13 protein-coding genes and 1 tRNA gene are annotated in these 14,276 nt (G+C 62.1%); 9 read left to right on the plus strand and 5 right to left on the minus strand.

The features are described from left to right. Positions 1-520 precede the first annotated feature (520 nt). Both VFI82_11385 and tatA read left to right on the plus strand, forming a co-directional pair. Positions 521-2,374 carry a TonB family protein gene (locus tag VFI82_11385; GenBank protein ID HET7185279.1) on the plus strand — a complete coding sequence of 618 codons (1,854 nt, stop codon included), beginning with the start codon at positions 521-523 and terminating at the stop codon, positions 2,372-2,374. Between the two features lie 627 nt (positions 2,375-3,001). Beyond that, on the plus strand, positions 3,002-3,166 hold the full coding sequence (tatA, locus tag VFI82_11390) for a twin-arginine translocase TatA/TatE family subunit (GenBank protein HET7185280.1): 165 nt from the start codon (positions 3,002-3,004) through the stop codon (positions 3,164-3,166). Between the two features lie 217 nt (positions 3,167-3,383). On the opposite strand, the gene VFI82_11395 is transcribed toward tatA, so the two are convergent. After that, positions 3,384-4,028 (minus strand): Maf family protein, encoded by a 645-nt coding sequence (locus VFI82_11395; GenBank protein HET7185281.1) that lies wholly within the window; start codon positions 4,026-4,028, stop codon positions 3,384-3,386. A 167-nt stretch (positions 4,029-4,195) separates the two neighbouring features. Between VFI82_11395 and treZ the strand changes: the two genes are divergently transcribed. Then, a complete protein-coding gene (gene treZ, locus VFI82_11400; protein ID HET7185282.1) occupies positions 4,196-5,923 on the plus strand; it encodes a malto-oligosyltrehalose trehalohydrolase in 1,728 nt (575 codons plus the stop codon). A 78-nt stretch (positions 5,924-6,001) separates the two neighbouring features. Here the strand turns inward: treZ and VFI82_11405 are convergent, their stop codons facing one another. Further along, positions 6,002-6,727, minus strand: coding sequence for a sterol desaturase family protein (locus tag VFI82_11405; GenBank protein HET7185283.1), 726 nt, complete (start codon positions 6,725-6,727; stop codon positions 6,002-6,004). Positions 6,728-7,019: 292 nt separating this feature from the next. Here VFI82_11405 and VFI82_11410 point away from each other — a divergent pair, with 292 nt between their 5' ends. Continuing rightward, the gene (locus VFI82_11410; protein HET7185284.1) at positions 7,020-7,775 is read left to right on the plus strand and encodes an RNA methyltransferase; all 756 of its coding nucleotides are present in this window, start codon (positions 7,020-7,022) and stop codon (positions 7,773-7,775) included. A gap of 25 nt (positions 7,776-7,800) precedes the next feature. Here the strand turns inward: VFI82_11410 and VFI82_11415 are convergent, their stop codons facing one another. Further along, a complete protein-coding gene (locus VFI82_11415; protein ID HET7185285.1) occupies positions 7,801-8,952 on the minus strand; it encodes a M20 family metallopeptidase in 1,152 nt (383 codons plus the stop codon). Between the two features lie 34 nt (positions 8,953-8,986). Between VFI82_11415 and fabZ the strand changes: the two genes are divergently transcribed. From fabZ to VFI82_11440, 5 genes are all read left to right on the plus strand, one after another. Continuing rightward, complete coding sequence (gene fabZ / locus VFI82_11420) at positions 8,987-9,490, plus strand: 3-hydroxyacyl-ACP dehydratase FabZ (GenBank protein HET7185286.1); 504 nt, start codon at positions 8,987-8,989, stop codon at positions 9,488-9,490. Positions 9,491-9,536: 46 nt separating this feature from the next. Next, on the plus strand, positions 9,537-10,310 hold the full coding sequence (lpxA, locus tag VFI82_11425) for an acyl-ACP--UDP-N-acetylglucosamine O-acyltransferase (protein ID HET7185287.1): 774 nt from the start codon (positions 9,537-9,539) through the stop codon (positions 10,308-10,310). Between the two features lie 17 nt (positions 10,311-10,327). Then, complete coding sequence (locus tag VFI82_11430) at positions 10,328-10,903, plus strand: peroxiredoxin (GenBank protein ID HET7185288.1); 576 nt, start codon at positions 10,328-10,330, stop codon at positions 10,901-10,903. A 246-nt stretch (positions 10,904-11,149) separates the two neighbouring features. Then, positions 11,150-11,226, plus strand: a tRNA-Pro gene (locus VFI82_11435). 95 nt (positions 11,227-11,321) lie between these two features. Beyond that, complete coding sequence (locus tag VFI82_11440) at positions 11,322-11,876, plus strand: DinB family protein (GenBank protein HET7185289.1); 555 nt, start codon at positions 11,322-11,324, stop codon at positions 11,874-11,876. Between the two features lie 413 nt (positions 11,877-12,289). Here the strand turns inward: VFI82_11440 and VFI82_11445 are convergent, their stop codons facing one another. Together VFI82_11445 and VFI82_11450 are read right to left on the minus strand one after the other, a co-directional pair. After that, a complete protein-coding gene (locus VFI82_11445; protein HET7185290.1) occupies positions 12,290-13,798 on the minus strand; it encodes a nitrilase-related carbon-nitrogen hydrolase in 1,509 nt (502 codons plus the stop codon). 19 nt (positions 13,799-13,817) lie between these two features. Beyond that, a partial coding sequence (locus VFI82_11450) for a TetR-like C-terminal domain-containing protein (protein ID HET7185291.1) occupies positions 13,818-14,276 on the minus strand: 459 nt, incomplete at its 5' end.

Below are 14,276 nucleotides of genomic sequence, written 5' to 3' on the forward strand. Positions count from 1 at the left end.
GGCGCGCACGCCCGAGTCGAAGGATCCCTTGTTCGCACGCGCTACGAGCACGATCAAAACGCGTTTCGTTGAAGCATTTCAGCTCAAGAACGCTCGCACCACCAAAACGCGTTTCGTTGAAACATTTCAGCTCATGAACGCTCGTACCACCCCCAGCCCGAGCGTAGCGAGGCCGGCACAATTCCAGCCCACGGCGCGAGCCGTGGGTAAGCGCCCCGAAAATTGTTCCAGCCCCTTCAGGGGCGACACGCCGTTCCGCGAGGGCGTGAGCCCGAGCGGGCCCGTCCTCCCGCATCGGGAGCGTACCCAGATTTGCCCTTCGGTCCGTCAACTCATGCGCTTTCCCCGTGCCCAATCTTTTCGCCTGTCCTACGCTTGCCTTGCGCAGGTTACCAAAGTCCTGCCTTGCTCCTGACCGGTGGTGATATTTCCTCGGTTACCTGCCTGGGATACAACCATTGTCAGCGCGCCAGCCCCCGCTAGCGCAACCGCAATCTTTTTGTCCCCGCGGAGGACAGTTATGGCCACCACACCAGCCAGCGAGTTTCACAGTCCGTCCTATGACGGCATCCTGCTGGCCGAGGAACTGCTCGACCTCGCCGAGCGCGCCCAAGCCTATACCAACGCCGCCGGCATCGCGCTTGCCCTTCGTCGCGGGCAAGACCTCCTGGTCCGCACCAGTACCGGCTGCGCGCCCGACGTCGGCAGCATCATTCCAACCTCCGATGGCTTCATTGCCGACTGTCTCCGCACGCGGCGCCCGCTCTGCTGTCGCGACACCGAATCCGATGGCCGCGTCGGCCCCCTGTTCCGCGCCTTGAAAATCCGCTCCCTTATCGCGGTTCCCATCTGCGAACATCGCGATGCCAAGGGTGTACTGATCGTCATTGCTCCACTGCCCAATGCTTTTCAGCCGACTCATTCCGCGATTCTGATGACGCTCAGCGACATCATCGCCTCCAAGCTGGCGGCGCGGGATGCCATGCCCAACACCTACCTCGACATTACCGCGCCGGCAGTTGAGCCCGCGCCGGAGACTCCTAATCCGGCACCCGTCGTGAAGCCCGCCGCCTCAGCCGCGTCCAAGCCCGCTCCGCCGCCGGCCCCCGCGCTAAAGTCTGACCCGGCGCCGATGCCGTGGATGGCGCCCAATGCTTTTGCTCAAGAACCGAGTTGGCCCGCTCCGCCGCTTTCACAAATTCCCGAGGCTCCTGCAGTTCCGGAGTCCGCCGGAGACGAATCGCCCTCCATTCCGGCTGCGCTTTTGCGCCTTGCCGCTATCCCGCTGCCGGAGGCAGCACGGGAGGCTGAACCCGACCCTAGCCTGCTGAGTCCCTCCGAGGACCCGACCCGCTTCAAACGCCCGATCGCAGTAAGCACAACCGTCCGGCCGCGGCCGCCCTTGGCGTCGGCTAACACCACGCCGCTCGTGCCGGTCATCAACCCCGCAACCACCGTCCCGGAATCCATGGTACCGAAGCCCGCTATGACACCGGCCAAGCCGGTCGCGACCAAGCCACCGGCTCCCGCTCCCAAGCCAGCTGCCGTGATGAAGCCGGCGCCGGTTGTGCCGATCGCTCCCGCGTTCCAGCCAGTTGCCAACCCCTCCTCGGAAGCCGCCTTCGTTATCTCGCCGTCCATCGACTCTTGGAATGTGCCTTCGGTATCGAAGATCCCGAGCCGCCTCTTCGTCAGAGGTGGCGCTGCTGTCGCCGCGCTGATCATTTTCGCTGGATTTTGGATGTATGTTCGCGCCACCCGGGAAGTCGCGCCACCTGCTGCTGCCGCCATTCCGGCCGCCCCGGCCATAGTCGCCGCCGTGAACACCCCGGTCGCTGCCGCCTCTCCTACATCCTCCGCGAAGATTGAATTGGTAACTAAATCCGCCGAGCGCCAGCCGCCGAAGTCTTCCAGCCCAGAGGACACGACTACCGAGCTGCCGAAACGTACGCCAGCTCCCGTCCACGTCATTGAGATCGCGTCCGCCAAGCCGAAAGCAGAGTTCGTGCCCGATATGCCGGCGCCGAAACTGTCCGTTCCTTCGACGAATGACTCCACCCTCAGTTCGATCAGCAAACTGCCGGTCGCCATTCCCGAGCGCCCGAAATCCGAACTGGTGCAAGCCAGCGTGGTCTCCCGCGTCGCCCCCACCTACCCCTCCGTCGCCCGGCAAATGCACATCTTTGGCGCAGTTATTATGAGCGTTGAAGTATCGGAAACCGGCCGTGTCGGCGCGGTGAAGGTAATCAGCGGTCCCATGCAGCTGCGGTCAGCCGCCGTCGAAGCTGTGAGGCAGTGGCGTTACCGGCCCGCCACGCTGAACGGCCAACCCACCAACAGCACCGCTGAAGTGCAAGTAAATTTCGCCCGCTAGTTCTGCACCGCTACCAGGCCCACCTCTGCGCATCCTCGCAGATGTGGGCTTTTCTCTGCTCCGGCGAAGCCGAAGGGTCAGTGCCGGGAACTGAAACTTGGCACTTCCTGCCGTCATAAGGCAGGCTCGCTGCGGGGAACCGGGTGGCGCAGGCCTTCAGGCCTGCGAACTAAATAAGGCAGACTCGCTGCGGAGAACCGGGTGGTGCAGGCCTTCAGGCCTGCGATCTTAGAACGTAATTTGAGCCGGCTTTAGCCGCTGAGGTACTTCGTCCGAAGTCGTATATGCGTGCTCCTTCCTTCCCTGCGCGAAACTTCAGCGCGAGCGCAGCGAGCCCGGTATGCATTGCCAGCCCAACGCGTTAGCGTTGGGTAGGATCGCCAAAAGCAAGCGCAGCCCGAGCGAATGCGAGGCCGACACGCCGTTCGTGAGGCCGGCAGCCCGAACCGCCCTTCTATTAACACTCAAGATCCAGCCGCGCCGCGGCGGCATAATGGGCAGCCCCGGGACTGTCGTTGATTTTTGACTATCCCACCGCACTGGCCTAGAATCGGGTCAGTTTCACGTACCTTGGAGCCGCCCTTACCGTGATCCCGGGCGACCGCCTCGGCGCAGGAGGTCACTTGTATGATCGGCAAATTAGGGTTGCCGGAAATCCTCGTCATTTTGGCTATCGCCCTGCTTATCTTTGGGCCTGGGCGGCTGTCGGAACTCGGCAAGGGACTCGGCGAAGGGATTCGCAACTTTAGGTCTTCCGTCAAAGAGGGCGACCAGCCCACGGAAAAGAAGTGACCCTCTGAGATCTTTCGCAGGGCTGGTTCAGCACAGGCACGTTTGCCTGTGCTTTTCATTTTTGCATTCACGTCGGGCCCAACGCCGACGGCGCGACGCTCAGCCGCACAGCGGCGGCATCATGGGCAGCCCCGGGCGTGAGCCCGGGGTTGGCATCTGCGGAACGCCGGGCGCGACCGATGCCGGCGCGCAAGCGATGGGAGAAGGAGCGCGCGCACTACTGGCCGCTGATCTCTGACCACTGGCCACAGCTTTTCAACATGCGATACACCAGCGGCACCGGCAGCCCCACCACGTTGAAATAACATCCCTCCAGCCGGCAGATCCATCGCGACGAAATCCCCTGGATGGCGTACGCACCCGCCTTTCCCATCGGTTCGCCGTGCGCCACGTACATCGCAATCTCCTCCTCCGTCAATTGTGAGAAGGTCACGTCGGTTGTCTCTGTGCGCACATCCTCAAAACCTTCCCCGATCAGGCACACTCCCGTGACCACCTGGTGGGTACGTCCCGACAGCAGCCGCAACATGCGCGTCGCATCCGCCGCATCCGCCGGTTTTTCCAGGATCTGCTCGTCCACCACCACGATAGTGTCCGCGCCCAACACCAATCGTCCCGGTGTCGCCGGCTGGTGGCTCGTGTGTTCCCACACGGCACGTGCCTTGTCGCGTGCCAGGCGCTGTGAATACTCCCGCGGCGGCTCGCCCTGCCTCAGCACCTCCGGCACATCCGACGGCTGCACCGTGCACGCGATGCCGGCATTGCGCAGCAATTGCTGCCTTCGCGGCGAAGATGACGCCAGCACAAGCATGGCCGAGTTGTACTTGAGCCCTCGCGAAATTGCAAAGCCCTGTTCTCCCACGCGAGTTGCTTCCCATTGTGGAATGCCGCCTCGCAAATAAACACGTTTTCCACAATGTTCTACGTAGAACGTCCGTGCCAAACTCCGCCAACATCTCACATTGAAATGCATCCTTAATCCGTTTCGGTACGTCTGTAACGAGCGTGCTCCCGGTGTTCGCACCACAAATGAGGCAGGGCGCCACCCTCCGCGGCGACGCCTGTCAGTTCCGCGTGTGGGCGCCGCGCGCCCGCCAAGTCACGCTGCGGCTGGTCGGCGGCGGTGACTACACCATGCAGCGCGAAGACAGTGGCGTCTTCAACGCCACCATCCCGGCACGCGCCGGCGACCGCTATTTCTACATCGTGGATGGCGGGAAGCCGCTGCCAGACCCGGTCTCGCGCCTCCTGCCGGAAGGCGTGCACGGCCCCACTGAAATTGTCGACGCCGATGCTTTTCGCTGGACCGACGATCACTGGCGCGGCCTCGAGCTGCGCGATTCCATCATCTATGAGCTGCACGTCGGCGCTTTCACTCCATCCGGCACGTTCGACGGCGTCATTGGGCGGCTGGATTACCTGGCGTCGCTGGGCGTTTCGGTGCTGGAAATCATGCCGGTGGCGGCGTTTCCGGGCACGCGCAATTGGGGGTACGACGGCGCGTCGCCCTACGCCGTGCAAGCCAGCTACGGCGGGCCCGAAGGCCTGAAGCGGCTGGTGGATGCGGCGCACCGCGCCGGGATGGCAGTCATGCTCGACGTGGTTTACAACCACCTGGGTCCGGAGGGAAATTACCTTGCGCAGTTCGGGCCGTACTACACCGCGCGTCATCACACGCCGTGGGGCGACGCCATCAATTATGACGACGCAGACGCGGCGCCGGTGCGGCAGTACTTCGTCGATAACGCGCTGTATTGGGTGCGCGAGTACCACCTCGACGGCCTGCGGCTGGACGCGACGCAAACGATTCGCGACGAATCAGCGAAACACATTGTGCAGGAAATCGCCGAGAGCGTGCATGCGCTCGGACGCGAGTTGGGACGCCGGGTGTGCGTCATCTGCGAGACAGACGAGAATGACGCGCGCTACCTGCTGCCTCCGCCGCAGGGATTCGGCGTAGACGCTGTCTGGAGTGACGATTTCCATCACGCGCTGCACACACTGCTCACTCCTGAGCGCGAGGGATATTACCAGGACTTCGGACGAGGTGATCAATTGGCCCGCGCGCTGGAAGAAGGCTTCGGTTTCCAGGGCGAGCCGTTCAATTTCTGGGGCGGCAGACCGCGAGGAACCAGCGCGCAAGGGTTGCCGTTGTACCGGCACGTGATCGCGACGCAGAACCACGACCAGATCGGAAACCGCGCCCGTGGCGAACGCCTGACTTCGCTGGCGCCGCGCGGCGCGCGCAAGCTCGCCGCCGCACTGCTTCTGCTTGCGCCGCATACGCCCCTGCTGTTCATGGGCCAGGAATATGACGAGGATGCGCCGTTCCAATTCTTCAGTGACTATGGAGACCCGGCGCTACAGCAGGCGGTACGCGAGGGCCGGCGGAAGGAATTCGTGGAGTTCGATTGGATCGACGTACCGGATCCGCAGGATCCTCAGACACTGGAGCGATCGAAGTTGAAGTGGAAGGTCGATGGCGGTTCCGATCGCCGAGGCGAATGTGCCGAGATGCTGGAGTGGTATCGGCGCCTGATCGAGTTGCGCAAGCGCCTCATCATTGCGGGTGAGCGCACCTGCGCGGCGCAGTGGCGCGACGGCAGCCTGGTTCTGCAGGTGCCGCGGGAAAAGGCTCGCGTCATGGTGCTCGCCGGGTTCGGCGCGCCGGCAGCGCGGGATGTCGACGTAAGCGGCTGGGGTGAGGCGATGCGCTCCGAGGCGGACGGGTACGAAGTCGTGGTGTACGAGCGTTAGTGTTGTCGCAGCGCTCGCGCTTAGGGGCAAGCGCGCTCGCATTGTTGCGGCGCCGTTTGAGCACGCGCGCGGGCGGTCTCAGGCCTTGAGCCTGCCGGTCCAGAAGTAGCGCGCGCAGATACTCATGGCAAGCAGCCAAAGCCAGAGAATAAATTGCGTCGTGGTGAAGAAGTTGCTTTCGGACTGGCCGGCGGCGAGTGTAATCGATCGCGCCATGGCCGCCGCGTGCGTGGACTCCGCCGCCGGACGTATGTTGCCGAAAAGGAAATCAAAGACGGGAAAGAAAACGTTGTAGCGTCCGCTGGGAATATCGTGGTGGGCCATGTGATACTCGCGAACCCACCACAATCCCGGCAGCTTCCCGCCCAGGTGCACGCGCCAATGGATCTCCTCGACCAGGACCATGTACAGGCTGAAGCCGACAAGTATTCCCGGCGCGAACCCGAGCTTCCATCGCCAATCGAATAGCAACGCAAATACCCCGTTGATGGCAAAAAGCGCGGCGACCAATAGCGGCGAACTGCCGAAGGTGACGTGCTCGGGTTCCTGCGGCGTGCCGACAGTGAGGTGGTGCATGAGATGGCCTTTGCCGAAGGAGGTGTTCGGCCAATGCAAAAGGTAGCGATGATAGAAGTACTCGAAGGCATTCGACCAAAGAAGGCCGATGAGAATGCCCAGCAGCCATCCCCGAGTTGACATACGAATGAAAGCGCTGGCAATCAATCCGGGAAGCGCGCCGCATGCAATGGCGGTGAGGGCGTTCTTGCGCTTCAGAGTCCGACCGAGCTCGAGGGAGGCGGTCATTCTCGCTTAGATTCCGGAGAAGCCGCCGCGAGTTGCTGCAGGTATCGGCCGAAAGCAGCCATGGAGGCTGGTTTCGGCGGGTGCGCAGCTCGGGCTCACGCCCTCGCGGAACAGCGTGCCGCCGGAAGGGTCTGGGGAATTTTTGGGGAAGCTGACCCACGGCTCACGCCGTGGGCTGGAATTGTGCCGGCTCCGCTACGCCCGGGCTGGAGTGGCGCGCCGTTAGTGTTCCGCAGACCCACATTTGCCAAGCGCAAATGTGGAGCACCAGCGGCGGCATTCAGGTCATAGAATGGCAGCCTTGGCCAGGTCCGCAGAACTCGAGCGTGTGTGCGTCGTGCTGATCGCAACTCGCAATCCTCTGAACATTGGGGCGGCGGCGCGGGCCATGGCTAATTTTGGCTTTCATCGACTGAGAGTGGTGAATCCCTACGAGCCGTCCTTTCGCGAAGCGCGCTCGGCGGTGGGCGCCGGCGAGATCCTGGCGAAGGCGGAACGATTTGAGAGCGTGGCGGACGCGGTGGCCGATTGTGCGTTGGTAGTGGGCACGAGCGCGATGCGCAGCCGCGAAGCACAGCACCCCCTCAGGCGCCTGGACGCCGGAGCGCGCCTGATCAAAAAGCAACTCTCATCAGGCCCGGTGGCGATCCTGTTTGGCTCGGAGAAGGTTGGACTCTCAACATCGGACCTCAGCCACTGCCACTGGATGCTGCGGATTCCGACAGGCGAGAGGCAGCCCTCGATGAACCTGGGACAGGCGGTCGCCGTCTGTCTCTACGAACTTGCGCGCGAAAAGACGACCGCGCGGGACACCAGCAAGCCGGAAACTGCGGCCGCAGGTGAGGTGGAGCGGATCACGGAATTGCTGCTGGAGTCGCTGCGTGCCAGCGGCTACCTGAAACCACGAGCGTCTTTGGCGACGGAAGAAAAAATACGGCGCCTGGTTCGCCGTTTGCGGATTGAAGCAGACGATGCCGAGGTGTGGCTGGGGATGCTGCGACAGATGCTGTGGAAGATGCGGCGAACCGGGCCGCGGCCGGCGGAATAAATTCCGCGTTCCGAAATCCCAGGCCTCACACAATCTCGATGAGCCGCGCCAGCAGCGCGGTCCGGCGCGGAAGTTCGGAGATCACGATGGACTCATTGATGGCGTGGGCGCCTTCGCCGACCGCGCCGAGTCCATCGAGCGTGGGGATGCCGAGCGCGGCGGTGAAATTGCCGTCGGAACCGCCGCCTACGGAAGCTTCGCCAACTTCAAAGCCGAGTTCGCGGGCGGCAGCCTGTGCGTGGCGAAACAGAGCGACCACCTTCGGCGTGCGTTCCAGCGGCGGCCGGTTGATGCCGCCAGTGACTTGCAAGCGACAGGCCTTGTCGAATGGGCGCAAGCCGCGGAACTTGCGCTCGAGGCGCTGCGCGTCTGCCAGGCGGGCAATGCGCGCGTCCACTTCAACCTCGGCTTGGGCGGCGACCACGTTGGTGCGCGTGCCACCGCGGATGATGCCGGGATTCACGGTGATTCCACGTTTCATGTCGGTGAAGGCGGCGATGCGCTCGATCTGACGCGCAAGCTCGATGATCGCGCTGTGGCCGTTCTGGGGGTCGAGGCCGGCGTGCGACGAGATTCCAGTCACCTTGACCTGGTATTCGCCGACGCCCTTGCGCGCGGTCTTGAGCGAGCCTTTCACTCCCGCAGACGGCTCAAGCACGAAAACGGCGGCCGATTGCTTGGCCAGCCTGGTAAGCAGAGCGCGCGATGAGGCGGACTTCACTTCTTCGTCGCTGACCAGGAGGACAGTCACGGGACGGGGAAGGGCGCCGAGAAGCTGCTGGAGGGCGTCCACGGCGAAGATCATTTGCGCGATGCCGGCCTTCATGTCGTAAACGCCGGGACCGTAGAGGCGGCCATTGCGTTCGCGCGCCGGCATCATCTTGAGCGTGCCGACGTCCCAGACGGTGTCCATGTGCCCGAGGAGAAGGACGGGCTGGGCACGGCTGTCGGCGGCAAAGTCGGCCTGCAGGTGTTCTCCAAATTCCCGCGTGGGGTGGAGTCGGACACGCGCGCCAATGCCGGCAAATGTCTTTGCCAGAGATTGCGCAAACAGGTCCACCGCGGGTTTGTTGAAGCTGGGAGATTCCTGCTCGACCAGGTGGCGGATGGTCCGCACCATTTCGCCACGACGGCGTTCGAGCGCTGCAAGCAGTGGAAGTTTCTTGGCGGCAGTCATGCTTTCGCTATAATGCCTGATTCACCGTGCAATCATGGACACAGAAGCAACGAGGGAACCAAAAACGACGCTGGGCATCGAAGAAATCCAGCGCATTTTGCCGCATCGCTACCCGTTTCTGCTGATCGATCGGGTAGTGGATTTGACGCGCAAGGAGCGCATTGTCGCGCTCAAGAACGTAACCATCAACGAGCCCTTCTTCCAGGGACATTTCCCCGGCTATCCAATTATGCCGGGAGTGCTGATGGTGGAGGCAATCGCGCAGGCGGGCGGCGCGCTGCTGCTGACCGAGATCGCGGACCGGGAGCAGAGCCTGATGGTGTTTTCCGGGATCGAGCGGGCGCGCTTCCGGCGTCCGGTGGTGCCGGGAGACCAGTTGCGGATCGAGGTAACCGTGCTGGCGTGGCGGCGCAATGCGGTGCGCATGGAAGGGAACATCTTCGTGGGCGACAAGCGTGTCTGCGAGGCCATCGTGAGCTGCCGGCTGGTACCGCGAGCCGGCAGCATCGAGCCGGCGGAGGGCGAGGATCCCGCGTGATCGCGAATCGCGCGCGGCATCAATTGAAAGCTCGAACCTAACTTCCTTGATCCACTCCACTGCCATTGTCGATTCCAGCGCGAGGATTCCCGAATCCTGCCGCATCGGTCCTTATTGCATTGTCGGGCCGCAGGTGGAGATGGGAGAGAGCTGCGAGTTGATCGCGCACGTGGTGCTGCATGGGCCGACGCGCATGGGACGCAACAATCGTATTTTTCCGTTCGCGGCGGTCGGCATCGATCCGCAGGACCTGACGTACAAAGGCGAGCCGACCTGGCTGGAGATGGGCGACGACAACACCATTCGCGAGTGCGTGACCATCAACCGGGGGACCGCAAAAGGCGGCGGGGTGACGCGAATCGGCAACGGCATCCTTATTATGGCGTACACGCATATCGGCCACGATTGCGTGATCGGCGATCATGCCATGCTGGTGAACGCGGCGACGCTGGCGGGCCACGTGATCGTGGAGCCGTGGGCGGTGGTGGGAGCGCTCTGCCCGGTGCATCAGTTCGTGAGGATAGGGGCGCACAGCTACATCGGCGGCGGAACCACCATCACGCAGGACGTGCTGCCGTTTTCCAAGACCAGCGCGGCGCGAGACAACCGGGCGTATGGGCTCAATTCCGTCGGACTGAAACGGCGAGGCTTCAGCGACGATCGCTTGCGCAAACTGCATCACGCATACAAAGTGCTGCTGGCGTCAAAGCTGAACACGTCGCAGGCGATCGAGCGGCTGCGCGGCGAAGGTGATGTGGGAGAAGATGTCGAGATGCTGCTCCGGTTCATCGAAGCGTCGGAACGCGGAGTGATCAAGTAGTGGGAGAGCAGGATTTCATGGGCTTGCCGGACGGGTTGCCGAAGCCGGAAGACGACGGCGCATGCGATCACCTGGTGGGCATGGCGTTTCCATCGATTGCGCTGCCGGCAACGACGGGCGGTAACGTGGATTTATCGAGAGTGCCGGGACGCGCGGTCGTGTTTGTGTATCCGCGCACCGGGCGTCCGGGCGAAGCTCCGCTGGTGGAGGACTGGGACAACATTCCTGGGGCGCGCGGGTGTACGCCGCAAACCTGCGGATTTCGCGACCTGCACGCGGAATTCGCGGCGCTGCATTGCCGTATCTATGGCTTGAGCACGCAGACGACGGAGTATCAGAAAGAAATGACGCGCCGGCTGGGCGTGCTGTTTCCGGTGCTCAGCGATTCCGAACTGCGGCTGGCGTACGCGCTCGGCCTGCCCATGTTCGAAGTTGCAAACCAGGTTTTACTGAAGCGGCTGGTGATGGTGCTCGACCACGGGAAGATCGTAAAGGTGTTCTACCCGGTTTTTCCGCCTGACAAGTCAGCCGAGAACGTGCTGCACTGGATGCGGCGCGACCGGCAAGGAAAGGCCGACGGCGTCCGGAATTGACCTGGCAGGTTCATGCAAACCGAGATTCACGAAGAGCACAGCGCGAGGAGAATCGAATCGGGTTGCGCGAGGTGGCGCGGCGCCAGCGGTTCGAGCGATATAAGGTCCGCAATGACTCGGCACAGGGCGCGCGGTGCAGGTTCGACCCGCCAAATCCCCCGACCGATTTGATGTCATCGTTTGCTATAATGCGACTGCGGTGATAGCGCGCCCGCGCCGATTGGACACCGCAGCGATCGCGCACGTCGGGGAGTGGCTCAGCCTGGTAGAGCACCTGGTTCGGGACCAGGGGGTCGGAGGTTCAAATCCTCTCTCCCCGACCATCTTTTTTGGCCTTCAGCTTCAGCAGCCTACGAGCACACCCATTCCCAGAGATGAAAGGATGAAGCCATGAAAACGGGCATGCATCTACGTAGGCATGGCAAGCTTGACAGAATTCAGCCTGGCCGAGGCCATCGCAGTTCTCAGCCGCACTCCCACAACCCTAAATGCGCTGTTGCGCGGCCTGCCCAACATCTGGGTGCGCTGCAACGAAGGAAAAGATACCTGGAGCGCGTTTGACATCGTGGGCCACCTGATTTTCGGGGAGCGCACCGACTGGATGCCGCGCGTGCGGATCATTCTGGAGAACGGCGAAGCGCGGCCATTTGATCCCTTCGACCGCTTTGCGCAGTTGAAAGAGAATCAAGACAAGTCACTGGAGCAGCTCTTGGACGATTTCGCCTTCCTGCGAAGGGAGAATCTAGCTGCGCTGCAGGCACTGAATTTACAGCAGGAAGACTTGCCCCGGCGAGGAAGGCATCCAGCGCTGGGAGTGGTGACGCTATCGGAACTTCTGGCGACCTGGGCCGTTCACGACCTCACTCATGTGCATCAACTCTCCCGCGTGATGGCCCACCAGTATCGTGGCGCAGTCGGTCCGTGGAGCGCCTATCTGGGCGTGCTGCAGTGTACGGGGCATAGCGCTCCGTAGGCAATCGAGCTCAGCCGGTGCTTCCGCCGCGATCGGCGCGACTTCACCTTCATGCCTGGCCGTCGGATTGGGGCTGGCTCCCGAATCGCCAAACCGGAAGTCAAGCATCTTGCCCAGTTCGAAAATCGTCTACTCCAGTGTGACCATTGGATTTAATTCAGTCTTAAACCGCTGAAATCGCTGGTTCGAAACTGCTCTCGCCCAGCATGACGGTTCGAAAATCGTCTGCTAGGGCCGACCATTTCTTTTCATTTAGATACGGCCGATTTCGGTCGTGCGTACACAGCCATCAAGCTTCTAACCGCGCAGCGATTTCCTCTTGGATCTCAGAGTTCCTGGCGGCCACGTCCACTTGCGGGCAACCGTGTAGGCTAAATACATGGCAAAAGGGCCGGTGTCGCTCGCGTCTCAGGTCAGGCACGCTTCTTGCGCAACGACAGGACCGTCAGGCAAGCCAATCCTACCAGGCAGAGCCAGGCAAACCAGTCTCCAAGCCGCGTGTAGATCGTCCGTACGCCTCTCGTCGGAACCTGTGAAACCATCGCGTAGTCTGTAGTCTGGTAGTGATCCATCGCGGCTAACCGTCGACCCTGATAGTCGAATGCGGCCGAGAGTCCCTGGCTCGTCTGCCGAATCAGGTTGAAGCCTTGTTCGATGGCGCGGAAGCTCGCCATCTGTGTGTGCCACGGGTCAATTGCCCGCCAATCATTCGAGGGATCGAGCATCACGTCGGTCCGCAAAGCTCCCGCCTGGGCCAGCAATTGCGGAAAATCCCCGTCGAAGCAGATGATCGAACTCACCCGTCCGTAGGGCGTATCCAAAGCTCGAAGCTTGCCATCCCCCCGCACTTGGAGTGCAGCCTCCGGGCCCGGTACTGGGCGCGCCTTGTTGTACTCCCAAGCCACCTGCCCGCTGGGCTGGATCAAAACCAGCTTGTTCCCTAGCGACGGCGCCCTTCCGCGGTTCAGAACGCCGAGTGACATGCCAAAATAAACATGGTACTTGGTTGCCATGTCTCTGCCGCGTGCGACAAAGGCCGTTTCATCTTCCTTCAATACCGGCGCGTTGGCTTCGCCCCAGAATACAATCCTGGAACCCGCTTGCATCTCCCGTTCCGCTCGCGACAGTAGGTCGTTGTCCATGGCCGTAGCCCAACGCTGGATCGAGTCCATATCGTCGCTTGTCGCTTGGCCTGCAAACAATCGCTTTGAAACTGCATTGCTGAGCTCCGGCTCTATTTTCCTGTTGGAAATCGATGCCACTCGCACGGTCGGAGAAGACGGTGGAAACAGTGCCATGCGGGCGCCGCCCAGCAGCATCACTGAGGCAATCGCTCCGGCGCAAAGCCATGCACCTGCACGCGCTCGCTTGGAATCGAGTCCTTCTTCCCATAGCCAGTTGCACACCGCCGCAAACCAACCCATCAGGAATGTTATGCCCCACAAACCGGTTACAGAGAGGATCTGGAGCAACGCCAAGTTGCCGTACTGCGAATATGCAACCGATCCCCACGTCCCATAGGGCCCCCGCGACCAGACGTACTCGGTCGCGGCCCATGCGGTCGGAAACACAAGTGAAGCCGTGAGGCCACGGAGCCTGTGCGCCAGCAGCCGATCAATGATGTAGGGCAAAACTAGCGGGATGCCCGACACAACGAGGAAGATGTAGTACCCAACTCCCGGGATTGGCACCATTCCACGGAACTGAAAAGTAAACGCGGCGACCAGCAGGAGGTAAGCGACAGGCAGCCCAACCTTGAGAATTTGCCCACGCACAAATCGCAGCATAAACACCGGCGCCAGCCACGCGGCGAGGGGAAGGGAATTCGCACCATTGGAAAACAGCAGCAGTGCAGCCGCTGTCGCCAACCAGAGCCAGGAGCGTGGCCCCGCCAGAGCGGCCGGTCCGCCTTGGCGCGGCAACTTTTTCAGGTGCGGATTTTCATAGTCGACTGACGTGTGCATGATGCTCTCCTGCGTCCGCCGTTGCACGCACTCCTGCGAGCAGGCTATCGACAGCGGTGTCGATGATTTGGGCGATCAACTCCTTCTTCGGTACCCAAGGGAATGCCGGTCTCTGTATCAGCAATGACGTGATCCCGTGAACGGATGCCCATAGTGCCTGGCTTGTGGTTTCCACATCCACCGCCCGAAAACGCTTCTCTCCCACGCAACGCCCCACCATATAGCGGAGCGACTCAAACGCCCCATGCACTTTGTAAGGACGCTTCTCCATAGGCGGCCTCAGCATGAAGGCAAAACGGTAGTCATTGGGGTTGCGCAGTCCGAACTCCACATAGGCCCGCATGCCCTTCTTGAGCTCTTCGACCGGATCTTGCCATTCCTTTCCGTTCCGCAGAGCCGCCAACGTCTTCAGCAGACGCGCGAAACTCTCCTCCAC

It is taken from the genome of Terriglobales bacterium (assembly GCA_035691485.1).
Taxonomy (GTDB): domain Bacteria; phylum Acidobacteriota; class Terriglobia; order Terriglobales; family Acidobacteriaceae; genus JAIQGF01.

Coding starts and splice junctions, on each gene's coding strand:
- VFI82_11410 (HET7185284.1), top strand. CDS start 7,020: ATGGCAGCCTTGGCCAGGTCCGCAGAACTCGAGCGTGTGTGCGTCGTG.
- VFI82_11440 (HET7185289.1), top strand. CDS start 11,322: ATGGCAAGCTTGACAGAATTCAGCCTGGCCGAGGCCATCGCAGTTCTC.
- VFI82_11430 (HET7185288.1), top strand. CDS start 10,328: ATGGGCTTGCCGGACGGGTTGCCGAAGCCGGAAGACGACGGCGCATGC.
- VFI82_11415 (HET7185285.1), bottom strand. CDS start 8,952: ATGACTGCCGCCAAGAAACTTCCACTGCTTGCAGCGCTCGAACGCCGT.
- VFI82_11405 (HET7185283.1), bottom strand. CDS start 6,727: ATGACCGCCTCCCTCGAGCTCGGTCGGACTCTGAAGCGCAAGAACGCC.
- VFI82_11385 (HET7185279.1), top strand. CDS start 521: ATGGCCACCACACCAGCCAGCGAGTTTCACAGTCCGTCCTATGACGGC.
- fabZ (HET7185286.1), top strand. CDS start 8,987: ATGGACACAGAAGCAACGAGGGAACCAAAAACGACGCTGGGCATCGAA.
- treZ (HET7185282.1), top strand. CDS start 4,196: ATGAGGCAGGGCGCCACCCTCCGCGGCGACGCCTGTCAGTTCCGCGTG.
- tatA (HET7185280.1), top strand. CDS start 3,002: ATGATCGGCAAATTAGGGTTGCCGGAAATCCTCGTCATTTTGGCTATC.